General features: G+C 72.1%; 15 protein-coding genes and 1 tRNA gene. 11 read left to right on the forward strand and 5 right to left on the reverse strand.

The window, feature by feature from the left end:
* Positions 1-130 precede the first annotated feature (130 nt).
* Both ACIPYW_RS10650 and ACIPYW_RS10655 read right to left on the reverse strand, forming a co-directional pair.
* The gene (locus ACIPYW_RS10650) at positions 131-688 is read right to left on the reverse strand and encodes a hypothetical protein (RefSeq protein ID WP_400413173.1); all 558 of its coding nucleotides are present in this window, start codon (positions 686-688) and stop codon (positions 131-133) included.
* Between the two features lie 568 nt (positions 689-1,256).
* Complete coding sequence (locus tag ACIPYW_RS10655) at positions 1,257-2,678, reverse strand: APC family permease (protein WP_400413175.1); 1,422 nt, start codon at positions 2,676-2,678, stop codon at positions 1,257-1,259.
* A 135-nt stretch (positions 2,679-2,813) separates the two neighbouring features.
* Here ACIPYW_RS10655 and ACIPYW_RS10660 point away from each other — a divergent pair, with 135 nt between their 5' ends.
* The 8 genes from ACIPYW_RS10660 (at position 2,814) to ACIPYW_RS10695 (ending at position 15,766) form a co-directional block, all read left to right on the forward strand.
* Positions 2,814-4,679 (forward strand): ABC transporter ATP-binding protein, encoded by a 1,866-nt coding sequence (locus tag ACIPYW_RS10660; protein WP_400413606.1) that lies wholly within the window; start codon positions 2,814-2,816, stop codon positions 4,677-4,679.
* A 427-nt stretch (positions 4,680-5,106) separates the two neighbouring features.
* Complete coding sequence (locus ACIPYW_RS10665; RefSeq protein ID WP_400413176.1) at positions 5,107-7,404, forward strand: adenylate/guanylate cyclase domain-containing protein; 2,298 nt, start codon at positions 5,107-5,109, stop codon at positions 7,402-7,404.
* A complete protein-coding gene (locus tag ACIPYW_RS10670) occupies positions 7,401-8,840 on the forward strand; it encodes a mechanosensitive ion channel domain-containing protein (RefSeq protein WP_400413179.1) in 1,440 nt (479 codons plus the stop codon). Before ACIPYW_RS10665 ends, ACIPYW_RS10670 begins: the two co-directional genes overlap by 4 nt.
* A 25-nt stretch (positions 8,841-8,865) precedes the next feature.
* Positions 8,866-10,230, forward strand: a complete 1,365-nt coding sequence (locus tag ACIPYW_RS10675; protein WP_400413182.1) for a cystathionine beta-synthase — start codon at positions 8,866-8,868, stop codon at positions 10,228-10,230.
* A 68-nt stretch (positions 10,231-10,298) separates the two neighbouring features.
* Entirely contained in the window at positions 10,299-11,444 is a 1,146-nt protein-coding gene (locus ACIPYW_RS10680) for a cystathionine gamma-synthase (RefSeq protein ID WP_400413185.1), read from the forward strand.
* A 128-nt stretch (positions 11,445-11,572) separates the two neighbouring features.
* Positions 11,573-12,964: an MFS transporter gene (locus ACIPYW_RS10685; RefSeq protein ID WP_400413187.1), complete on the forward strand. Its 1,392-nt coding sequence runs from the start codon at positions 11,573-11,575 to the stop codon at positions 12,962-12,964.
* 10 nt (positions 12,965-12,974) lie between these two features.
* Complete coding sequence (locus ACIPYW_RS10690) at positions 12,975-13,547, forward strand: hypothetical protein (RefSeq protein WP_400413190.1); 573 nt, start codon at positions 12,975-12,977, stop codon at positions 13,545-13,547.
* A gap of 212 nt (positions 13,548-13,759) precedes the next feature.
* Positions 13,760-15,766, forward strand: a complete 2,007-nt coding sequence (locus ACIPYW_RS10695) for a protease pro-enzyme activation domain-containing protein (protein ID WP_400413193.1) — start codon at positions 13,760-13,762, stop codon at positions 15,764-15,766.
* A 168-nt stretch (positions 15,767-15,934) separates the two neighbouring features.
* Here ACIPYW_RS10695 and ACIPYW_RS10700 read toward each other — a convergent pair whose 3' ends face one another.
* Positions 15,935-16,525, reverse strand: coding sequence for a TetR/AcrR family transcriptional regulator (locus tag ACIPYW_RS10700; RefSeq protein WP_290131252.1), 591 nt, complete (start codon positions 16,523-16,525; stop codon positions 15,935-15,937).
* Positions 16,526-16,686: 161 nt separating this feature from the next.
* On the opposite strand from ACIPYW_RS10700, the gene ACIPYW_RS10705 reads away from it, so the two are divergent.
* Entirely contained in the window at positions 16,687-17,943 is a 1,257-nt protein-coding gene (locus ACIPYW_RS10705; protein ID WP_400413197.1) for a multidrug effflux MFS transporter, read from the forward strand.
* Positions 17,944-18,102: 159 nt separating this feature from the next.
* Positions 18,103-20,175: a helicase HerA-like domain-containing protein gene (locus ACIPYW_RS10710; protein WP_400413199.1), complete on the forward strand. Its 2,073-nt coding sequence runs from the start codon at positions 18,103-18,105 to the stop codon at positions 20,173-20,175.
* A 124-nt stretch (positions 20,176-20,299) separates the two neighbouring features.
* Here the strand turns inward: ACIPYW_RS10710 and ACIPYW_RS10715 are convergent, their stop codons facing one another.
* Positions 20,300-20,944: a hypothetical protein gene (locus ACIPYW_RS10715; protein ID WP_400413201.1), complete on the reverse strand. Its 645-nt coding sequence runs from the start codon at positions 20,942-20,944 to the stop codon at positions 20,300-20,302.
* Positions 20,945-21,284: 340 nt separating this feature from the next.
* A tRNA-Ser gene (locus tag ACIPYW_RS10720) sits at positions 21,285-21,372 on the reverse strand.
* 123 nt (positions 21,373-21,495) lie between these two features.
* Between ACIPYW_RS10720 and pta the strand changes: the two genes are divergently transcribed.
* Positions 21,496-23,604 carry a phosphate acetyltransferase gene (gene pta, locus ACIPYW_RS10725; protein WP_400413203.1) on the forward strand — a complete coding sequence of 703 codons (2,109 nt, stop codon included), beginning with the start codon at positions 21,496-21,498 and terminating at the stop codon, positions 23,602-23,604.
* The last annotated feature ends 61 nt before the right edge of the window (positions 23,605-23,665 follow it).

Consider the following 23,665-nt stretch of genomic DNA (forward strand, 5'->3'; position numbering starts at 1 on the left):
GCGGCGGCCTTCGTCGTGCGCGGGGCGGTGCCAGCCGAGTCTCGTGCTCTGCGACAGTTCTCGCGGTCAAACGCGCGAGAACTGTCGCTCCTCTCGAGTCTCGCGGGCGGCCAACCAAGACTCGAGGCGGTCAGAAGTGCACGCGGTGCTGCCGGAACAGCGTCACGAGCCGGTCGGGCTCGACCAGGTGCCACCACGTCGGACGCACGACGGTCCGGACCGCGGTGAACGCACGGAGCCGGTCTTCGCGGACTTTCTCGTGCCAGAGTGCTTCATCGGGACTGCGGCCGGCGAGCGCCTCGCGGTCGACGTACTTCTGCTTGCCGTCGAACTCGACCACCACCCCGAGCTCCTCGAACCAGAAGTCGACGCGGTCTGTGTGGCCGTCCTCGACCCGGAACTCGTGCTGCGCAACGGGCCGGGGGAGTCCGATCTCCACCATCCGGATCGCCGTGTACGACTCACCGACAGACTCGTGGAGCGGGTCGAGCGCTTCGGCCACCGTGCGACCGCGGACGAAGCCTCGACGACGAGGCGCCGGAAGCGCCGCGACGAAGTCATCGACCGTGATGAGTCGTGCGCGGACTGCGTGGTCGATCGCTACTGCCGCGACCGCGGGTTCGACGGTCGCGGCGAGGTCGACCGCCGTCCGCAGCGCACCAGTTATCGGCACGCCGCCCAAGGTCATCGCGCGATGATCGAATGCCGGTTCGCTCGGATGCCGGACGAGGTGGGCACGGTGCTCGGTCCGACTGGTCAGGGTGTCCCTGACGTGGATGCGATCCGGTGGACTGCCGACGAGCGGCCATCCGAGCGCGATCGCCGCAGTGAGGTGGGAGAACGTGGCGGTCGGTCGCAGGCTCGGAGCGATCGCACGCGCCAACGTGAGGTGTTGTTCGATGGCGGTCATCGCGCGCCAAGCGGCTGTCTCGACGTAGACACCCTCCGCAACGCGGACGAGCGCGCCAGCGCGGTGTCGACGTTGCAGGGAGCGTGATCGTGCGCGGTCGAGTTCGTTCGCTCGGAGGAGTCTGGCTGGTGCGTTGGGCATGCCGGAAGCGTCTCGCGCCCGGACGGGAGGGCTGCCGTCTCGGGCCCGAACTGTGGAAAGGTGCGCGCCGCTCGTCGGTGTGGACGAGACTCACCGCGCTGACGTCGAGACTCGCCGTCAGCGACGTCTCTCGCGCCCAGGACGGCGAGAAGTGTCGCTCATGCCGAGTCTCGACGCGCAGCGCCGCGGCGGGCGGCGGGCCGCGTCAGCGCAGGGTGCTGTGGCGGCGGCCCCAGAGGAGGTAGAGCGCGGCGCCGACGAGCATCCACACGCCGAACGCGATCCACGTGCCGGCGCCGAGGAAGACCGCGAGCAGCACGCAGCACAGCGTTCCGAGCACGGGGACGACCGGGAAGAGCGGGACCCGGTACGAGCGCTCGAGCCCGGGCTGCGTGCGGCGGAGCACGATGACGGAGACGTTGACGAGGGCGAAGGCCACGAGCGTGCCGATGCTCGTCGCGTCGGCGAGCTCACCGAGCGGGACGAGGGCGGCGACCACGGTGACGACGATGCCGACGACGAGCGTGTTCGCGACCGGGGTGCCCGTGCGGTGCGACACCCGGCCGAAGACCTTCGGCACGAGGCCGTCGCGCGCCATCGTCAGGAGGATGCGTGTCTGCCCGTAGAGCACCGTGAGCACGACGCTGGCGATGGCGATCACGGCGCCGACCGAGAACACCAGCGCCACCCAGGGCTGGCCGGTGACCTCGACGACGATCCGGACGAGCGACGCCTCGGAGTCGGAGAAGGACGTCCACGCGCGAGCGCCGATCGCCGCGATCGCGACGAGGATGTACAGGGCCGTGATGAGGGCGATGGAGCCGATGATCGCGCGCGGGAGGTCGCGGCGGGGGGCCTTCGCCTCTTCCCCGGCGGTGGACGCGGCGTCGAAGCCGATGTAGGAGAAGAACAGGCGTGAGGCCGCCGCGGTGACGCCGGCGGCGCCCATCGGTGCGAGGGGCTCGAAGTTGCCGGCCCGGAACGCGGTGAAGGCCACCACGACGAAGAACACCAGCAGCGCGATCTTCACGATCACCATCAGGGTGTTCACCCAGGCGCTCTCGCGGGCGCCGGGGAGCAGGATCGCGGTGGCGAGGAGCACCAGCGCCGCCGCCGGCAGGTTGACGAGGCCACCTTCGCCCGGCGGCGAGGAGATCGCTGCGGGCAGGTGCAGCCCGAACACACGCAGGGTCTCGTCGACGTACTCGCTCGCACCGACCGCGACCGCCGCCACCGACACGGCGTACTCGAGGACGAGGCACCAGCCGCAGACCCAGGCGATGCCCTCGCCCATCGTCGCGTACGTGTAGGAGTAGCTCGACCCGGACGTCGGCACCGCACCGGCCATCTCGGCGTACGACAGGGCCGAGAGCAGCGCCGCGACACCCGCGAGGACGAACGAGATCCAGACGGCGGGACCGGCGAGCGGGACCGCGGTGCCGAGCACGACGAGGATCCCGGTGCCGAGGGTGGCGCCGACGCTGATCATCGTGAGGTGCCACACCCCGAGGGAGCGGCGGAGCGGCTCACCGTTGACACCCCTGGCGGCCTCGGCCTGGAGGTCCTCGATCGGTTTGCGGCGGGCGAGCTGCTGCCGGAGGGACACGGGGGACTGCGCGGACGACATGGGACCTCGGGGTGGCAGGACGGGGACGCACGATGGTGGCACGCCCCCCGTGCGGGGTCAAACCGGGGGACCGCGCCGATGTCGCCGCGCGGCGGTACGGTTGCAGGGATCGAAGCGGGAGGAGCGCGCATGAGCATGGGACACGGCGCTCGTGGGGGTCCGCGTGGGGGCGGTCGGATCTCGAGCGGCGACCACGCCGCGCAGAAGGCCGCGAACGCCGAGGCGCCCCGGATCCCGCACCTGCTGCACCGCATTTCCGGCCTGTTCGTGCCCCACCGTGCGTCGATCGTGCTGACGGTCGTGCTGGTCCTCGTCGGCGCGGCGCTGTCCGTGATCCCGCCGCTCCTGACCCAGCGCGCCTTCGACGAGGGGCTGTTCCCGAAGGGCGGTGCAGGTCCCGACCTCCCGGTCCTCTACGCCCTGGTGGCGGGCATGGTCGGCCTGTGGATCGCGAGCGCCGGCATCGGCGTCTGGCAGACCTACCTGACCGCGACGGTCGGCAACAAGGTCATGGGCGCGATGCGGATGCGGCTCTTCGGCCACCTGCAGCGGATGGAGCTCGCCTTCTTCACCCGCACCAAGACCGGGATCATCCAGTCGCGGCTGCAGAACGACGTCGGCGGCGTCGCGAGCGTCCTCAACAACACGATCTCCTCGGTGCTCGGCAACACCGTCACGGTGATCGCGGCCGTCGTGGCGATGCTGCTGCTCAGCTGGCAGATGACCCTCGTCTCGGTCGTGCTGCTCCCGCTGCTCGTGATCGCCCAACGCCGTGTGGGACAGGTCCGGGCGCGCATCGCCGCCCAGACGCAGGAGTCGCTGTCGGACATGACCGCGATCACCCAGGAGGCGCTCAGCGTCTCGGGCATCCTCCTCGCGAAGAGCTTCAACCAGCAGCGCAGCGAGACTCAGCGGTACGGCGACGAGAACCGCAACCAGATCCAGCTCCAGGTCCGGCAGCAGATGTCCGGTCAGTGGTTCTTCGCGATCGTGCAGATCTTCCTGTCGATCATCCCCGCGATCATCTACGTCGTCGCGGCCTGGCTGATCATCGGCGACGTCCCGATCACGGCCGGCACGATCGTGGCGTTCACGACGGTGCAGTCCCGCCTGCTCTTCCCGACGGTCGGCCTGCTGCGCGTGGTGCTCGACCTCCAGACGTCGGGCGCCCTGTTCGCACGGATCTTCGAGTACCTCGACCTGAAACCGGCGATCACCGACTCCCCGACGGCGAAGCCGGTCGACGAGTCCCGGCTCGGGCACGTCGCGTTCGACCACGTGACCTTCGCCTACCCGGACGGCGAGCCCGACCACCCGACGCTCCGGGACGTCTCCTTCGAACTCCAGCCCGGGCAGTTCGCCGCGTTCGTCGGGCCGTCCGGGGCGGGCAAGACCACGGTGTCGTACCTGGTCCCGCGGCTGTACGAGGCGACGAGCGGCAGTGTGCGGTTCGCGGGCGCCGACGTCCGCGACATCGAGCACGAGGACCTGATGCGGCACGTCGGGATCGTCAGCCAGGAGACCTACCTCTTCCACGCGTCGATCGGCGACAACCTCCGCTACGCCAGACCGGACGCCACGGACGAGGAACTCGAACGGGCTGCCCGCGCGGCCAACATCCACGAGACGATCGCGTCGTTCCCGGACGGGTACGACACGATCGTGGGCGAGCGGGGCTACCGGCTCTCCGGCGGCGAGAAGCAGCGCATCGCGATCGCGCGCGTGCTGCTGAAGGACCCGCCCGTCCTGGTCCTCGACGAGGCGACGAGCGCACTCGACTCGATCTCCGAGCGGGTGGTGCAGACGGCGCTCGACACCGCCGCCGCCGGTCGGACGACCATCTCGATCGCCCACCGACTGTCCACGGTCCGGGACGCCGACGTCATCTTCGTGCTGGACCACGGGCGCATCGTCGAGCAGGGGACGCACGACGAGCTCCTCGACCTCGGCGGGACGTACGCGACCCTCCACCGCCAGCAGAACCTGCCGGTCGGCGCCTGACCGTCGCGGGCGTGCCGGAGCACGCAAGCGCGCGGCCGGCCGGGAGGCACGGCGTGGGCGGGCAGCGTGCCTCCCGTCCGTCACGGTGTCTGCTGTGCCGGCGGGGCGGGCCGGTACCGTGCGTCCCGTCCGTCACGGTGTCTGCTGTGCCGGCGGGGCGGGCCGGTACCGTGCCTCCCGTCCGTCACGGCGTCGGCCGTGCCGGCGGGGCGGGCCGGTACCGCGCCTCCCGTCCGCCGTGGTCCCGCCCGCGCCCGCACAGGCCGCGACAACGCGACAACGCGACACGTGTCGTCCCGCACCAGGTGCCCGACCCGCGTGAACCGGATACCGGACCGAGCCGGACACGACGCTTCCTCGCGTGGTAGCTCTGGATCCAGAACCCGAGCAGTGCCTCCTGATCCGCGCCGCCCGAACGGAGTCCTCCGTGACCGATGCCCCGTCCCCGACCGACCCGGTCACACCGTCGGACGGTGCCCGCGAGCGCGACCCGCTCGACCCGCAAGACCAGCGCGACCAGCGCGACCAGCGCGACCAGCGCGACCAGCGCGACCAGCGCTACCCCCGCGACCGCGACCGCGACCGGACCAGCAGGCGCAGTGGACGCTTCCGCGCGTTCCTCACGAGCGGCTCCCTCGACGTCCAGTCGAAGCTCCTCGTGATGCTCCTGGCGGTGAGCGTCGTGGCGGCGCTCGTCGTCGGGGCCGTCGGGTACGTGAACGGCCGCGACTCCCTCCAGGCCGCCGCACTCAACCAGGTGACCTCGCTGCGGGAGGCCCGGATCACCGAGCTCAAGCGGTCGTTCGCGCAGTTCACCGACACCGTGGTGGCGCAGACCCGGAACGCGAGCGTCATCGGCGCGACGAAGGCCTTCGAGTCCGGCTGGGACGACCTGCAGCGCCGTCCGGTGTCGGACGACGACCGGCAGAAGGTCGACGACTGGTACGCCGACACCCTCGTGCCGCAGTTGGACAAGGCGTCCGGCGGGACGGCCGACCCGCAGCAGTTCGCGCCGACGTCCGACCCGCAGGCGTACCTCCAGGCCCGGTACACGGCGCCGTTCACCGACTACGACGAGGCGATCGCGCAGGACGACGCGGGTGACGGCAGCGCGTGGTCGAAGGCCCACGCCGAGTACCAGCCGTACTTCAAGCAGGCGGTGGAGACGGTCGGGTACGAGGACCTGCTCCTCATGAACACGGACGGAGACGTCGTCTACTCGGCGTACTCGGGGGCTGACCTCGGCACGAACCTGGACGACGGTCCGTACCGTGAGTCGAACCTCGCGACCGGGTACCGCGACGCGCTCCGGCTGACGAGCTCGGACGGCTTCGTGGTCACCGACTTCCAGCGGTACGTCCCGAGCCTGAACGTCCCGACGCTGTGGGTGATGTCCCCGGTCGGCGACGACGGCAAGATCATCGGCGTGATGGCGGTGCAGGTGCCCGTCGAACTGATCAGTGACATCATGACCGGTGACCGGGGCTGGAAGGGCGACGGGCTGGGCGACACCGGGGAGTCGTACCTCGTGGGTGACGATCGCCTGATGCGGTCGTACCCCCGGCAGCTGCTGCAGCACCCGGCGCAGTACGAGCGGGACGTCATCTCGGCCGGCACTGCGCCTGCCGTCGCGAAGCGCCAGGTGGAGGTCAAGGGCTCCGTGCTGCTCCAGGAGGTGAACACGACGCCGGTCAGCCGCGCACTGCAGGGGAAGACGGGGACGGTGATCGCGGACGACTACCGCGGGAAGGAGGTCCTCGCGGCGTACGCCCCGCTCGAGGTCGACGGCCTGCGGTGGGTGGTGGTCGCGCAGATGGACACGTCCGAGGCCTTCGCTCCGGTGAACGTGTTCGCGCGGAACCTCGCGCTCGCTCTCGTCGGGATCATCGTCCTCGTCTCGCTCCTGTCGCTCCTGCTCGCGCAGGTCTTCGTCCGTCCGATCCGACGGCTGCAACGGGCCGTGAACCGGGTGAGCGCTGGCGAGCTCGGCGTCGAGGTGCAGACGAAGGCCGGCGACGAGATCGGCGACCTCGGGATCGCGTTCAACGACATGAGTCGGAGCCTGCAGGTGAAGCAGGACCTCCTCGACGAGCAGCGCCGGCAGAACGACTCGCTGCTGCTGACGATGATGCCGGAGGACCTTGCGAAGCGGTACAAGCAGGGTGACGACACCATCGCGGCCGACCACCAGGACGTCGCGGTCGTGTACGCCGACCTCATCGGCTTCGACGACTTCGCGAAGGGGCTCTCGGCCGAGGAGAGCCTCGCGCTCGTGAACGACATCTGGCGCTCGCTCGACGAGGCCGCCGGTCGGTACGGCATCGAGCGGGTGCGGACGACCCGCGCCGGGTACCTCGCCTCGTGCGGCCTGAGCGTCCCGCGGGTCGACAACGTCCGCCGCGTGGTCGAGTGGGCGGAGGAGTCCCAGCGTGTGCTCGAGCGGTTCAACGGGCAGCACGGCTCCCGTGTCGGGCTCCGCGCGGGCATCGACGCCGGACAGGTGACGAGCGGCCTCGTCGGTCGCGCGAGCCTCGTGTACGACATGTGGGGCGATGCCGTGAACCTCGCGTACCGGGTGCAGGGCATCGCCCCGTCCCCGGGGGTGTACGCCACGCAGCGGGTCGTCGACAAGCTCGGCGACCGCGCGGGCATCGTCGACGCGGGCGAGGTGCAGACGCAGTCCGGGTCGCAGCGCATCTGGAAGCTCGAGCAGGTGCAGTCGTGATCCCGTTCTGGCAGCAGCCGTGGTTCTGGCCGGCGATCGTCGTCATCGTCGGGCTCCCGGTCGTCCTCCTCGTCCTCACCGAGCTGCAGTCGGACCTGCAGCGCCGTGGCAACTCGCTGCACAAGGTGGTCGGCCTGCTCCGCAACGCGGTCATCCCGGTGATCGCGATCCTCGTCCTGAGCGTGCAGGTCACGGCGGCGGTCGACCCGTCCCGCCCGGTCGTGACCCAGGTGATCGCGACGGTGCTCGGTTTCCTCGTGATCGTGTTCGTCCTGAACGGCATGAACGTCCTGCTGTTCACGAACGCCCGGAAGGGCAGCTGGCGCGAGAAGATCCCGTCGATCTTCGTCGACATCGCCCGGGTCATCCTCGTGGCGATCGGCCTCGCGGTCGTGTTCCGCATCGTGTGGGGGACCGACATCGGCGGCATCTTCACGGCGCTCGGTGTCGGGTCCTTCGTCATCGCCCTCGCCCTGCAGACCGCCGTCGGTCCGATCGTCGCCGGGCTGTTCCTGCTGTTCGAGCAGCCGTTCCGGCTCGGGGACTGGCTCGACATCGGCGGCACGCGTGGCCGGGTCGTCGAGGTCAACTGGCGGTCCGTGCACCTCGACACGGGCAACGGCATCCTCATCACCCCGATCGGCTCGCTCGCGGGCGCGTCGTTCACGAACCTCAGCCGGACGGGAGGCACGTACCCGGTCTCGACGTCGGTCACCTTCACGACGGACGACGCACCGGCGGCGGTGGTCGCCCTGCTCCAGCGGGTCGCGTCCGGCCTGCCCCAGCTCGCGCCGGGCACGAGCCCGTCGGCCGAGCCGATGGGCGGATCGGGCTACACCGTCTCGTTCGAGGTCGGCGGCCCGTCGCAGGAGGGCTCGGCGCTGGCACAGTTCCGGATGTGGCTCTGGTACGCCGCGCGTCGCGCCGGGCTCGGACTCGACGGCGACACCACCGACGACTTCGTCACGGACGAGCGCCGGGACGCCGCCCTCGCCTCGATCGCACCGACGCTGTACCTGGCGTCCGACGACGTCGCGGCGCTCCGGCAGGTCGTGACGCTCGAGCGCTACGCGGCCGGCGAGGTGATCTCCAGGCCGGGCGTCGTCCCGACGGCGATCCGGTTCGTGCTGACCGGCAGCGTCGAGCTCCGCGTGCCGTTCGGCGACGAGCAGCTCCCGGCGACCCGGGTCGAGGCCGGCGACTACGTCGGGCAGACGTCGCTCACCCGCGAGGTCGTGCAGACCTTCCAGGTGGCCCTGACCGAGGTCGCGGTGCTCGTCGTCCCGGTCGAGGCGATCGACACCATCGTCCGGTCGAACCCGCAGCTCGCCCGCGACATCGGGGCGGTGATCGACCGGCGGCACCAGGACGTCGCGGACACGATCGCGGCCCGGGCCGGTCAGCTGCAGCCGGGCGTCACGTCCGGGGGAGCGTGAGGGACGCCCGCCTAGACTCGGGCGCGTGCGTTACGCGAACTCCGTCGTCGACCTCGTCGGCGACACCCCGCTCGTCAAGCTCAACCGGGTGACCGAGGGCGTCCACGCGACCGTCCTCGTGAAGGTCGAGTACCTCAACCCCGGCGGATCGTCGAAGGACCGCATCGCCACGCGGATCATCGACGCGGCCGAGGCGTCCGGCGACCTCCGCCCGGGCGGCACGATCGTCGAGCCGACCTCGGGCAACACCGGCGTCGGGCTCGCCCTCGTGGCGCAGCAGCGCGGCTACCGGTGCGTCTTCGTGCTGCCGGACAAGGTCGGCGAGGACAAGCGGAACGTCCTCACCGCGTACGGCGCCGAGATCGTGGTCACCCCGACGGCCGTCGCACCGGAGCACCCCGAGTCGTACTACTCGGTGTCCGACCGGCTCGTGCGGGAGATCCCCGGCGCCTACAAGCCGAACCAGTACGCGAACCCGAACGGCCCGCGCAGCCACTACGAGACCACCGGCCCGGAGATCTGGCGCGACACCGAGGGGCGGATCACGCACTTCGTCGCCGGCGTCGGTACGGGCGGTACCATCTCCGGCACCGGTCGCTACCTCAAGGAGGCCTCCGAGGGCCGCGTCCGCATCGTCGGCGCCGACCCCGAGGGCTCCGTCTACTCCGGCGGCACCGGCCGACCGTACCTGGTCGAGGGCGTCGGCGAGGACTTCTGGCCCGCCGCGTACGACGCCGGGGTGCCGGACGAGATCATCGCCGTCACGGACGCCGAGTCCTTCGCGATGACCCGGCGGCTCGCTCGCGAGGAAGGGCTGCTCGTCGGCGGCTCGAGCGGCATGGCCGTGGTCGCCGCGCTCCGGGCCGCCCGTGACCTCACCGAGGACGACGTCGTCGTGGTGCTCCTGCCGGACGGCGGCCGCGGCTACCTCGGCAAGATCTTCAACGACCGCTGGATGCGTTCGTACGGCTTCGCCGAGACCGACGACGCGCGCACGGTGGGGTCGATCGTCGCGGGCAAGGACGGCCGCCTGCCCGACCTCGTGCACGCGCACCCGTCCGACACCGTCCGCGACGTCGTCGACATCATGTCGAAGTACGGCGTCTCGCAGATGCCGGTCCTCAGCGCGGAGCCGCCCGTCGTCATCGGCGAGGTCGTCGGCGCCGTCGCCGAGAAGGACCTGCTCGAGCAGGTGTTCACCGGCGCCGCGTCGATGACGGACGCGCTCACGCCGTTCGTCGGCGACCCGCTCCCGCTGATAGGCATCGGCGAGTCCGTCGCCGCCGCCCGTCGTGCGCTCGAGACCGTCGACGCCCTGCTGGTGGTCGAGGACGGCAAGCCCGTCACGGTCCTGACCCGCCACGACCTGCTCACGTCCCTCTCCGACTGACCGACCGGCCGTCCGCCCGACCGGCCCACCGACCGCACGTCCGCCCGAACGACCGAGGAAGCACCAGCATGACCGAGTTCAGCACCCGCGCCGTCCACGCCGGCCAGGAGCCCGACGCCGGGACCGGCGCCGTCATCCCGCCGATTCACGTCACGTCGACGTACGCGCAGGACGGCATCGGGAACATGCGCGCCGGCTACGAGTACTCCCGCGGCGGCAACCCGACGCGCGACGGTCTGCAGACGCTGCTCGCGGACCTCGACGGCGGGGTCGCGGCGTACTCGTTCGCGTCCGGCCTCGCGGCGGAGGACGCCCTGCTCCGCGCGTACCTCGAGCCCGGAGCCCGCGTCGTCATGGGCAACGACGTGTACGGCGGCACCCACCGCCTCGTGAACCGGGTGCACGTGCCGTGGGGCGTCCAGCTCGTCGTGGTCGACATGAGCGACCAGGACGCCGTGCGGGCCGCGCTCGAGGGGGCGCCCGCGAAGACCGTGCTGTGGGTCGAGACGCCGACGAACCCGCTCATGAAGATCGCCGACATCGCGGCGCTCGCCGAGCTCGGGCACCTCGCCGGGGCACTCGTCGTCGTGGACAACACGTTCGCGTCGCCCTACCTCCAGCAGCCGATCGCGCTCGGCGCCGACGCCGTCGTGTACTCGACCACGAAGTACCTCGGTGGTCACTCCGACGTCGTCGGCGGCGCGGTCGTGCTCGCCGACGAGGAACTCGCCGAGCAGGTCGCGTTCCTGCAGTTCGGCGCCGGGGCGATCTCGTCGCCGTTCGACGCGTTCCTCACCACCCGCGGCATCAAGACCCTCGCGGTCCGGATGGAGCGGCACTCGGCGAACGCGCAGGCCGTCGCCGAGTCGCTCGTCGGTGCTCCCGGGGTCGAGCGTGTGTTCTACCCGGGGCTCGCCGACCACCCCGGGCACGAGGTCGCGGCCCGCCAGATGCGCAGCTTCGGCGGCATGCTCTCGCTCTCGCTGTCCGGCGGCGCCGCGGCGGCGAAGCGGTTCGCGGAGTCCACCGAGGTGTTCACGCTCGCGGAGTCGCTCGGCGGCGTCGAGTCGCTCATCGGGTACCCGAGCGAGATGACGCACGCCTCGGTGCGGGGGACCGAGCTCGAGGTACCGGACGACGTCGTGCGCCTGTCCGTCGGCATCGAGGACGCCGGCGACCTGGTCGCGGACCTGCAGCAGGCCCTCACCCGCTGACGCGCTGACGCGCTGACGCGCTGACGCGCTGAGGGTCGGCCTGGAGGCTCGTGGCGGCGCCGCCACGAGCCTCCCGTGCGTCCCCGGCCGGCCCCACGGCCGTCGGTGGCCGCTCCTAGGATGGTGCGGTGAGCACCGCCGCGCCGACGAGGACCAGCATCTTCAGCGGGCGGTACGCACTCGCCACGGTCGGCATGGTCGCCATCGTGGCGGTCGCGGCGTTCCAGAACCTGGCGATGACGACGGTCATGCCGGAGATCAGCCGCGACCTCGACGGCGAGACCCTGTACGCCCTGGCCTTCGCCGCGCCGCTCGCCGCCGGCGTGCCGGGCATGGTCCTCGCGGGCAACTGGACCGACCGCTCCGGCGGACGCGTCGTCGCGTGGGTGTCCGCCGCCTTCTTCGCCGTCGGAACAGCCGTGGTGATGACCGCGCCGACGATGGAGGTCTTCCTCGTCGGTCGGCTCGTCGAGGGCTTCGGCGCCGGGGCGATCGACGTCGTCCTCTACGTGCTCGTGGCGCGGATCTTCCCGGACGAGCTGCACGGCCCGGTGTTCGCCGGGTTCGCCGCGGCCTGGGTCCTCCCGGCCCTCGTCGGTCCCGCGCTCGCGGGCATCGTCACCGACGTCTGGAACTGGCACTGGGTCTTCGCGGGGGCGCTCGTCATCGCGGTCGTCGGCTTCAGCGTGCTCGTCCCGACCCTCCGCCGCCTGCACCCGCCGGCTGTCGATGTCCGGGCGCCGTGGCAGCGCGCCCGCATCGGGTGGTCGGTCGCCGCGGCGGTCGCCATCCTGCTCCTCAACGTCGCGCCGGACCTCGGCACCTGGGCCCGCGTCGCAGCCGTGGTCATCGGCGTCGTCGGCACCTGGGCGGCGCTCCGACCGCTCGTGCCGACGGGCACGTTCCGCGCCGCGCCCGGCCTGCCGTCGGTCGTGCTGCTCCGCGGCCTCGTCGCCGCGTCGTTCTTCGGGAGCGAGGCGTACGTCCCGTTCCTCCTGCAGGCGAAGCACGGGTTGTCCGCGTCCACGGCGGGGCTCGCGCTGACCGTCGCCGCACTGAGCTGGGCCGGTGCGAGCTGGCTGCACGGACGGCTCGGGGAGAACCGGCTGACCGCGGCACGGACGTTCGCCGTGGGCCTCGGCCTCGTGCTCGTGAGCCTGCTCGCCGCGTTCGCCGTCGCGACGTTCGACCTGCCGTGGTGGGTGCTCGTCGTCGGCTGGTTCGTCGGGGGAGCGGGCATGGGGGCGATCTACCCGCGGACGTCGATGCTCACGCTGCGGTTCTCGGGGGAGGGCGACGACGGCTTCGCGTCGAGTGCGCTCACGATCGCGGACGCCTCCGGCAGCGTGGTGGGCCTCGCGCTCACCGGGCTGCTCTTCGTCGGGACCGGTGGAGCGGACACCGACGTGTCGTTCCCGCTCGTCTTCGGCGGCATGGTCGTCGTGTCGCTGCTCGCGTGGGCAGCGGTCCGCCGCCTCGGGCCGGTGCCGCCGCCGTCATCGACCGTGGCCGACGGGTAGCGTGGCCGACGTGTCCGCCCGCATCGTCGCCGCAGCCGTCGCCCTCGCGACGGTCCTCACCCTGACCGGGTGCCAGGGCGCGACGTCGGCGGCGCCCACGCCCGTGCAGAGCAGCGACCTGACGAGCTCCGACGGCGGCTTCGACCAGAGCGCGGTCGTCGGCGTCGTCCTCCTGCACAGTGCGGCGATCCCGGGGACGACCTCGGGCGGCGTGCCGCTCGCGACACGCTTCCGCGACGACCTGACCGCCGCCGGGTTCCGGCCGGACGTGCGCGTGGCCGGTACCGACGACGCCGCGGCGGACCAGCGGTCGGCACTGCGGGCACTCGTGCAGCGCGGTGCCAAGGCCGTCCTGGTCGAGGCCGCCGACCCCGCGTCGCTCGCCGGCGCGGTGCAGGTCGCCCACGACGCCGGCGTGGTGATCGTCGCCGTCGGGGACCCCCTGCCGGCCTCGGGCACCGGCGGGGACGGGGTCTCGGCGGACTACCGCGTGCAGGGCAGCGACTCGGACGCGGCCACGGTCGCGAAGGCCACCGCGGTCGTGGAGTCGCTGCAGCGCGGCGAGAAGCCCGACGTCGGCTGAGGCCGTCCACACAAGGGGGCGTCGTCGTCTCACGGCGCTTCCCCAGCATCGCCCCGCCGAGCCTCGGAACGACGCCGTCCGCCGCTGAGCGGAGGGACAGGCCGCGTCCCTCGAACGGGGGACGTCGTTCGTCGGTGGAACCACCGACTGTCCGGTCGTTCCGGAAGCTCACTACATTCGCCTCACCCAGCTCCACGGTGAGAGGACCCGAAGTGCAACGACGCCCACCGACCCCCGGTCGGACCGAACCCCGCAGGACCCGGACCGCGCTCGTCGCGATCGCCACCGCAGCGTGCACGGTCGGTGCCGTCGCCCTCGCTGCCGGACCGGCCGACGCGGCGACCCGGCACACGCTCCCCGACTCCGTCCCCACGTGGGCGACGAGCACGAACGACGCCGGCACCGTGGCGGCGAGCACCGACGTCGAGGGCGAGGTCTACCTGCCCCTGCGGAACCAGCAGGGTGCCGAGGCCCTCGCCACCGCGGTGTCCACCCCGGGGAACGCCCGGTACCGCAAGCCGCTCAGCCCGTCGGCCTGGATCGCGAAGTACGCCCCGACGAAGGCCTCCGCGGACGAGGTCACCGGCTACCTCCGCGCACAGGGCCTCACCATCACGGCCGTCCCGGCGAGCCACGAGTTCGTGGTGTTCCGCGGGCCGGCGTCGGTCGTCGGTTCGGTGCTCGGCACGAGCCTGCACCGCTACCAGCACGCCGGGAAGACCCTCGTCGCGCCGGCCTCCGCACCGTCGCTGCCGTCCTCCATCGCCGGTCTCGTGAGCGGGGTCAGCGTCGACCAGGGCAGGCTCCTCACCCACCCGGAGCTCGTGCAGCAGGGCCAGACCCCCGCGACCTCGACACCCGCGCGCACGCTCAGGCAGCAGGCCACCGGCCCCACCGGCATCCAGGCGAAGTGCTCCCAGTACGACGGACAGCACACCGCGACCGTGCCGGCAGCGTACGGGCAGACCGATGTCCGCACGTTCGCCTGCGGCTACGTCCCGAAGCAGATCCGCTCGGCCTACGGCGTGGACGCCCTCGCGGCGACGGGCGTCCAGGGCCAGGGGCAGACCGTCGCGATCATCGACGCGTACGCCTCGCCGACGATCGTGCACGACACGAACACCTACTCGGCCCAGAACGGTGAGCCGGGTCTGACCGACGCGACCTTCCAGCAGAAGATCCCGGCGCCCTCGCAGTTCACCGACCAGGTGCTCTGCCAGCAGCCGAGCGGGTGGCAGGGCGAGGAGACGCTCGACGTCCAGTCGGTGCACGCCGTCGCCCCGGCCGCGAAGATCCTCTACGTCGGCGGGACGAACTGCGGCGGCGGGCTCGACGTCGCGATGTCGAAGATCCTCGACCAGGGGCTCGCGGACCTCGTCAGCAACAGCTACGGCGACGTCGGCGAGAACGTGCCGCTGTCGAGCATCCGCGGACAGGAGAACCTGCACGTCCAGGCCGCCGGTGAGGGCATCGGCCTGTACTTCTCGAGCGGGGACAACGGTGACGAGTCCGCCGCCCTCGGCAGCGCGCAGCCGGACTTCCCGGCTTCCAGCCCGTGGGTGACCGCGGTCGGCGGGACGAGCCTCGGCATCGGCGCGAACGGCCGCAAGACGTTCGAGACCGGGTGGGGCGACGTCCTCGACCAGATCGTGTCGAGCGACCGCGGGAACGTGTACGCGGCACCGCTCCCGGGCAACCTGGTCGGCGGTGGCGCCGGCGGCGGCACGAGCACGCTCTTCGACCAGCCCGCGTACCAGCGGGGCGTCGTGCCGTCGTCCCTCGCGAACGGCAAGCGGGTGTCCCCGGACCTCGCGGCGCTCGCCGACCCGTACACCGGCTTCGCGATCGGCATCCGCCCGATCACGGACGACAGCACCCTCGCCACGGGGGACTTCGTGAACGAGACGTACGGCGGCACCTCGCTCGCGTCCCCGCTCACGGCGGCCCTCATGGCGATCGTGCAGCAATCGACGCACGCTCGGCTCGGGTTCGCCAACCCGACGCTGTACGCCACGTACCGGGCGACCCCGAAGGCGTTCACCGACGTGAAGCCGCCGAAGTCGCCGATCGCGCTGGCCTACACGAGCGCCACGAGCGGCAAGGACTACCTCGTCACGCTCGACCACGACACGTCGCTCACCACCGCCGAGGGGTACGACGACGTGACCGGCCTCGGCGCGGTGTCCTTCAGCGGACTGTCGCAGGTGGCGCGCCGGTAGCGCGTGGCGCGTCGACGAAGGACGCACCTGACGGACGGGCGCGCCCCGCTCAGCGGCAACGCGAAGCGTTGCGCGGAGCGCGCCGACCGAGCCTGCGAGGGAGGGGCGCCAGCTGGCACCGGGCCTCCCGTCCGTCTGCTACGCGCGCGGGGCGCGAGGCGCGACGCGTCAGCGCCACCAGGCCGGGAACGACAGCGTGATCGTCTGCACGAGCGACTTCCGCGACCGGCGCGGGCCGGCGAGCCACGCCTCGATCGCGCCGACGAACCCCTGGGCGACGAACCCTGCCGCGACGTCGTCGAGGAGCTCGGGCCGACCCTCGGCCGGGAGCTCCCGGATGTGCTGCGCACTCGACACCGTGAAGTGGTCGACGAGGAGGCGGTGGAGCGAGCCGTCCTCGGGGTCGGGCAGCGCCTTGCCGTAGATGTCCTTGTACGACACCACGTGCTCGACGACGGCGTCGATGCCGCGGCGGGTGATGGCCTCGAGCTCGTCCGGTCCCGCGCCGCGCTCGAACGCCGCCCGACGCGCCGCGGCGTCGTCGTCGCGGATGCGGTCGAGCTCCGGCGTGAGGACGTCGGCGAGCAGCGACCCGGGGGAGACCGCGTGCGAGTAGAACGTCGCGCGGTTGATGCCCGCGGCACGTGTGACGTCGGCGACGGTGATGCGCGACACGGGACGATCGGCGGCGAGGCGCAGGATCGCCTCGCGCAGGGCCGCGGTCGTGTGCAGGATCCGGGCGTCCACCACGACACCCACCCCCTTCCTGTCCAGATCGCCCGGTCCGCCGGGCAGTCCGAACGTACCGCATGTCAGGTGACGCACAGGTGCGGTTAGGATGGTTCCGCGGCCGAATCGATTCGACCCGGTTCCGGCCCCCCTCCTCCCACCACCCCTCCCCACGTCGAAGGACCCAGCTCGTGACCGCGCCCGCCACCACCGGTTCGCTCCGCGTCGTCCTGCACCCGGGGGACTCGCTCTCCCGCGGACAGCGCCTCGTCTACGTCTTCGTCCTGGGTGCCCTCACCGCGCTCGGGCCGTTCACCATCGACCTGTACCTGCCGGCGTTCCCGTCCCTCGAGGGCGACCTCGGGATCTCGGCCGGCACGGTCCAGCTCACCCTGACGGCGACCACGATCGGGTTCGCGGTCGGGCAGCTGCTCGTCGGCCCCTGGAGTGACAAGGTCGGTCGGCGCCTCCCGCTGATCATCGCGACCAGCGTGCACGTGGCCGCCTCGGTCGGGGCCGCGCTCGCCCCGAACGTCGAGGTGCTCGCGCTGTTCCGTGTCCTGCAGGGCATGGGGGCCTCGGCCGGAGGCGTCGTGGCGATGGCGACCGTCCGCGACCTGTTCGGCGGCAAGCCCCTCGTGCGCATGCTGTCCCGCCTCGCGATGGTGAACGGGCTCGCGCCGATCCTCGCCCCGCTCATCGGTTCGCAGATGCTCCGGTTCACGAGCTGGCGCGGCATCTTCGTCTTCCTCGCCTGCTACGGCCTCGCCGTGGTGATCGCCTCGGTGCTGCTCATCGTCGAGACCCTGCCGCCGGCACGTCGGCACGAGGCCGGGCACTCGAGCGTCGGGCAGCGGTACCGGGCGCTCTTCTCCGACCGGATCTTCGTGGGCGTGGCCCTCATCGGCGCGATGGTGTTCAGCGGGCTGTTCTCGTACCTCAGCGCGTCGCCGTTCCTGTTCCAACAGGTGTACGACCTCAACGCGCAGCAGTACGGCCTGCTCTTCGCGGTGAACTCGATCGGCGTCGTGCTCGGGGTGCAGATCTCGTCCCGCATCGCGCAGCGCGTCGGCCCGCAGTGGATCCTGGCGTGCTCGACCGCGACACTGTTCCTCGCGGCCGTGGCGATCATCGTGCTCGACCTGCTCGGCGCCGGGCTCGTCGGGGTGCTCGTGCCGCTGTGGTTCTTCATCGCCGCCTGCGGGTTCTCGTTCCCGCTCGTGCAGGTGATCGGCCTCGCGGCCCACGGCAAGGAGGCGGGCACCGCTGCGTCCCTCCTCGGTGCCCTGAACTTCGGCGTCGCCGGGCTCATCTCGCCGATCGTCGGCTGGCTCGGCATCACCACCGCGGCGCCCATGGCGGCCGTGATGGCGTGCACGTCGGCCGTGGCGATCACCCTGCTCTGGGTGGTCGTGCGGCCGCGGACGGTGCCGGCGCTCTCGCACTGACGCGTCGCGCGGCGGCTCGCGCGGCATCGGGTGGCGTCGCGGTGCACGGGCCGTCGCCGTCGGACGACGTGACCGCTGTCGGACGACGTCGACCGAGTCGTCCGACAGCGGCACGAGCGGGACCGAACCGGCTGTCCGCGCCGTTCGTATGCTGAGCCCATGAGCGATGCGGTGGAGCAGGCACGGGCGGCGGCAGCGGCGGCGAAGGCCGCGGCGGACGAGGCTCGGCGCCTCGCGGACGAGGCCGCGGCGCGGGCCGAGGAACTCGCGGCGGCGCTCGCGGCCTCCGTGCCCACCGCGGACGCGGCTCCCGACGCGGAGGCACCCGACGTCGCCGGCGCACCCGCACCGACACCTGCACCGGCCGCGGACGACGGTACCCCCGCGACCACCGACGGGCCGGTGTCGTCGTCGGGGACCGGCACCGTGCCTCCCGGCAGTGCACCGGCGACCGCGCCCGCCGACGCGACCGGCCCCGCCGACGCGACCGGCCCCGCCGACGCGACCGGACCCGCCGACGCGACCGGACCGCTCGGACCGGACGCAGTGGCGGCGGTCGGCGACGGCTACCGGGTGACCGGCAGCGCCCTCGAGCTCGGCGCCCTCGTGAACGGCGAGGCGCTGCCCGATGTGCAGGTGCGGATCCCGCTCGGCATGCTCAACCGTCACGGCCTCGTGGCGGGCGCGACGGGCACGGGCAAGACCCGCACGCTCCAGCTGCTCGCCGAGCAGATCGCCGCGAACGGGGTCCCCGTCTTCGCCGCCGACATCAAGGGCGACCTGTCCGGCCTCGCGGTGCCGGGCACGAGCAGCGAGAAGCTCCTCGCCCGTACCGCCGGCATCGGGCAGGACTGGCAGGCGGTCGCGAGCGAGGCCGAGTTCTACAGCCTCGGCGGGCAGGGCACCGGCGTCCCGATCCGCGCGACGGTGTCCGGGTTCGGCCCGCTGCTGCTGTCGAAGGTGCTCGGGCTGAACGAGACGCAGGAGTCCTCGCTCGGGCTCGTGTTCCACTACGCCGAGCAGGCCGGCCTGCCGCTCGTCGACCTCTCGGACCTCCGGAGCGTCCTGACGTTCCTCGTCGGCGACGACGGCAAGGAGGAACTGGCCGAGCTCGGCGGGTTGTCGAAGCAGACCGCCGGCGTGATCCTCCGCGAGCTCATCACCTTCGCCGACCAGGGTGCGGACCAGTTCTTCGGCGAGCCCGAGATCGACACGCAGGTGTTCCTCCGGACGGCCGCGGACGGTCGGGGCGTGGTCAGCCTGCTCGAGGTGCCGGGCGTGCAGGACCAGCCGCAGGTGTTCTCGACGTTCCTCATGTGGCTCCTCGCGGACCTCTTCAACGAGCTCCCGGAGGTCGGCGACCAGGACAAGCCGAAGCTCGTGTTCTTCTTCGACGAGGCGCACCTGCTCTTCAACGGGGCCTCGAAGGACTTCACCGACCAGATCGTGCGCACCGTCCGGCTGATCCGGTCGAAGGGCGTCGGCATCTTCTTCGTGACGCAGACACCGAAGGACGTGCCGAACGACGTGCTCGCGCAGCTCGGGTCGCGCATCCAGCACCAGTTGCGCGCGCACACCCCGGACGACGCGAAGGCGCTCCGGGCCACGGTGTCGACGTACCCGTCGAGCGACTACGACCTCGGCGAGGTCCTCACCTCGCTCGCCACCGGCGAGGCGATCGTCACGGTCATGAACGAGAAGGGTGCGCCGACCCCGGTGGCGTGGACCCGGCTCCGTGCCCCGCAGGGGTCGATGGACGCGATGCCGGTACCCGACCTGGAGGCACGGGTGCAGTCATCGCCACTCCTCGCCACCTACGGCACCCGCGTCGACCCCGACTCGGCCTACGAGATGCTCGCCCGCCGCATGGAGGCCGCCGCCGCGGACGCGGCCGCGGCCGACGCGGCGAAGGCCGCTGCGGCGGCCGCTGCCGAGGCCGAGAAGGAGGCTGCCCGGGCGCAGGCCACCGCGGCGAAGGAGGCGGCCGCGAAGGCGAAGCAGGAGGAACGCGACCGGGCTGCGGCGCAGAAGGAGTACGAGAAGGCGCAGCGGGAGTTCGAACGGGCCGAGCGGGCTGCCGAGGCGCGGCGGTCGGGGCGGTCGAGCACGCGGACGACGGCGTCCCGGAAGGCGAACGACCCGCTGTCGGACCTGCTCGGGTCCGGACTGGGGCGGACCATCGCCAAGGAGGTCGTGCAGGGCATCTTCTCGACGCTGCGGCGGCGTCGCTGAGGCCCGAGCGGGCGTGCTGCCCGTCGGGCGTGCTGCCGGGTGGGCGTGCTGCCCGTCGGGCGTGCCGCCCGTCGGGCGTGCCGCCCGTCGGGCGTGCTGCCCGTCGGGCGTGCTGCCCGTCCGGTCAGGCGGAGAGGAGGCCGGCCGTCTCGACGACGAGGAGGCCGCCGACGACGAGGACCGCGAGCAGCCCGACCACGAGGAACGCCCGGGAGCGCTCGTACCACGCGCGGCTCGACGGCCAGCGCCGCGCGAACTCGCGGGTGGTCAGCGGCTTGGGTTCCTCGGTGACGGTCACGCCGAGTTCGTCGACGACGCGGTCGAGTCCGGCGTCGCCCCACACGTCACCGCGCAACCGGAACAGGTGCGTCCCGTCAGCGGCGAACGCCACGAGTTCGCGCACGGACCGTTCGACCGATGCGCCGTACGTCTCGACGAGCAGGACCCGGTCGACCGTGTCGCGGGGGATCCGACGACTGGCGGAGAGCACGCCGCGCACGTCGACCGTGGTGGCGTCGACGCCGACGTAGGCCGTCCCGAGCCGGACGACCGCCGCGCCCACGACGACGGCCAGGAGCACGACGATCGCGGCCATGAGCGCCCACAGCCGGAACGGGAAGGACACCCAGACGAGGGCGACGGCGAGGGGGACCGCGGAGAAGGCGATGCTCAGCGCGGTCGATCGGACGAGCGCGCTGCGGGGGCGGACGACGAGGTCGTAGGTGCGGACGCGCGGCCGTACCGCCGCCTGCGCAGTCATGTCCCCCACGTCGGATCCTCCTGAGATGCGGGCGCAGCGAGTCGCGCTGCCGAGCGACGCCCCTGCCGCTCGTGTCCCGTGGCGTCCCGTCCCGGGGGCGCCGTCCGGTCAGCATAGGCGACCGACGGGTATCGGGGACAGCCCGTTCCACCCCGCGACGGCGTGTCCTGGCCACCGTGCGCGGATCGGGGTGCGGGGCGGTCCACCACGTGGGGGACCCGGTGTCGCGGGCGGGCCGGGAACGACGAAAGCGCGAGACCGGAGTCTCGCGCTTTCGTCGTTTGCTGGCGGAGGATAGGGGATTCGAACCCCGCTGAACGGCGCTGTGCGCGCACCCAACTGCTACTTCTGGCGGAGGATAGGGGATTCGAACCCCTGAGGGCTTGCACCCAACACGCTTTCCAAGCGTGCGCCATAGGCCACTAGGCGAATCCTCCAGGCGCCACCTCGCGGTGACGACACCCCATGCTACAGGTCCGCGAGGGTGTGGATGACCACGTGCGTCCACAGATGGGAATCCACCCGGATGTCGCGTCATGACCGGCGGCTACCCTGGATCCGTGTCGACCCGCATCTACATCACGTCCGCGGAGGGCCACACGGGCAAGAGCACCGTCGCCCTCGGAGTCCTCGAGACGCTCGCCCGCACGGTCGGCCGGGTGGGCGTGTTCCGGCCGGTGGCGCGCTCCGTGCACGAGCCCGACTACGTGCTCGAACTCCTGCTCCAGCACACCGCGGTCGGCATCTCCTACGACGACGCGGTCGGGGTCACGTACGACGACGTGCACGCCGACCCGGACGCCGCCGTCGCGACGATCCTCCGGCGGTTCGCCCAGGTCGAGCAGCAGTGCGACGCGGTCGTGGTCCTCGGGTCGGACTACACCGACGTGGGCAGCCCCACCGAGCTGTCGTTCAACGCCAAGGTCGCGACGAACCTCGGCGCTCCCGTGCTCCTCGTGCTCGGTGGACGCGACTCCGCCGACCGCGGCGCCCGCACGCCCGAGGCCATGGCCCAGGTGGCGGACGTCACGACGAGCGAGCTCCGGGCGGCACACGCGCAGCTCCTCGGCGTCGTCGTGAACCGAGCGGACCCCGAAAGGCTCGCCGAGATCGTGTCGAGCGTCGGCGCCGCCGTGCACGACGACCACGCCGGCGTGCCGGTCTGGGCGATCCCGGAGGACCCGGTGCTCGTGGCGCCGACGGTCCGTGCCCTGCTCGAAGCCACCGACGCCACCCTGGTCCGCGGCGACGAGGCCCTGCTCGACCGTGAAGCCCTCGGCACCGTGGTCGCCGGGATGAGCATGGAGAACGTGCTGCCACGGCTCATCGAGGGCGGCATCGTCGTCGTCCCGGGCGACCGCAGCGACGTCCTCATCGCGACGCTGCTCGCCAACCAGTCCGAGACCTTCCCGAGCCTCGCGGGCGTGATCCTCAACGGCGGGTTCGAGACCGCCCCGCAGATCTCGCGGCTGCTCGAGGGTCTGTCGAGCTCGCTGCCGATCGCGCAGAACACGCTCGGCACGTACGACACGGCGCTCCGGATCACCCAGACCCGGGGGCGGCTCGCGGCCGACTCGCCGCGCAAGGCCGACCTCGCGCTGGCTCTGTTCGAGCAGCACGTGGACGCCGACGAGCTCCGCGACCGGCTCCAGGTCACGCCGTCCGGGGTGGTCACACCGCTGATGTTCGAGCACGGTCTCCTCGACCGGGCGCGCGGGTACGGCAAGCACATCGTCCTGCCCGAGGGCGACGACGACCGCATCCTCCGCGCGGCATCGACGCTGCTCGCGCGCCAGGTCTGCCGGATCACGATCCTCGGCGAACCGGCGGCCATCCGGGCCCGCGCGACCGAGCTCGGCCTCGACATCGAGCAGGCGCAGCTCCTCAGCCCGTTCGACCCCGAGCTCCGGGAGCGCTTCGCCGAGGAGTACGCACGACTCCGGGCGCACAAGGGGATGTCGGTCGAGCTCGCCCGCGACACCGTCACCGACGTCTCGTACTTCGGCACGCTCATGGTGCAGCTCGGCCTCGCCGACGGCATGGTCTCCGGAGCGAAGCACACGACCGCGCACACCATCCGGCCGTCCTTCGAGATCATCAAGACCCGCCCCGAGACGTCGATCGTGTCGAGCGTGTTCCTCATGGCCCTCGCCGACCGGGTGCTCGTCTACGGCGACTGCGCCGTGATCCCGGACCCGACGAGCGAGCAGCTCGCCGACATCGCGATCTCCTCGGCCGAGACCGCGACGCAGTTCGGCATCGACCCCCGGGTCGCGATGCTCAGCTACTCGACGGGCGACAGCGGCTCCGGTGCCGACGTGGACAAGGTGCGGGCGGGCACGGCGTTCGTCCGCGAGCGCCGCCCGGACCTCCTCGTCGAGGGCCCGATCCAGTACGACGCGGCCGCCGATCCGACGGTCGCGAGCACGAAGATGCCGGACTCCCCGGTGGCGGGCAAGGCGACGGTGTTCATCTTCCCCGACCTCAACACCGGCAACAACACGTACAAGGCCGTGCAGCGGTCGGCCGGCGCGGTCGCGATCGGCCCGGTGCTCCAGGGGCTCCGCAAGCCGATCAACGACCTCTCCCGCGGAGCGCTCGTCAGCGACATCGTCAACACCGTCGCGATCACGGCCATCCAGGCCGGCACCGCGACCGAGCCGGCCTGACCCTGCCGACCACACCAGGGCAGCCACCCAGCCAGCCACCCGGTGGCGTGAGCCGACCGAC

This window comes from Curtobacterium sp. NPDC089689 (assembly GCF_044749145.1).
GTDB lineage: Bacteria > Actinomycetota > Actinomycetes > Actinomycetales > Microbacteriaceae > Curtobacterium.

What these genes read in the sequence shown, in the direction of transcription:
- ACIPYW_RS10650 (WP_400413173.1), bottom strand. Translation starts at nt 688, where the DNA reads ATGACCTTGGGCGGCGTGCCGATAACTGGTGCGCTGCGGACGGCGGTC.
- ACIPYW_RS10655 (WP_400413175.1), bottom strand. Translation starts at nt 2,678, where the DNA reads ATGTCGTCCGCGCAGTCCCCCGTGTCCCTCCGGCAGCAGCTCGCCCGC.
- ACIPYW_RS10660 (WP_400413606.1), top strand. Translation starts at nt 2,814, where the DNA reads ATGGGACACGGCGCTCGTGGGGGTCCGCGTGGGGGCGGTCGGATCTCG.
- ACIPYW_RS10680 (WP_400413185.1), top strand. Translation starts at nt 10,299, where the DNA reads ATGACCGAGTTCAGCACCCGCGCCGTCCACGCCGGCCAGGAGCCCGAC.
- ACIPYW_RS10710 (WP_400413199.1), top strand. Translation starts at nt 18,103, where the DNA reads ATGAGCGATGCGGTGGAGCAGGCACGGGCGGCGGCAGCGGCGGCGAAG.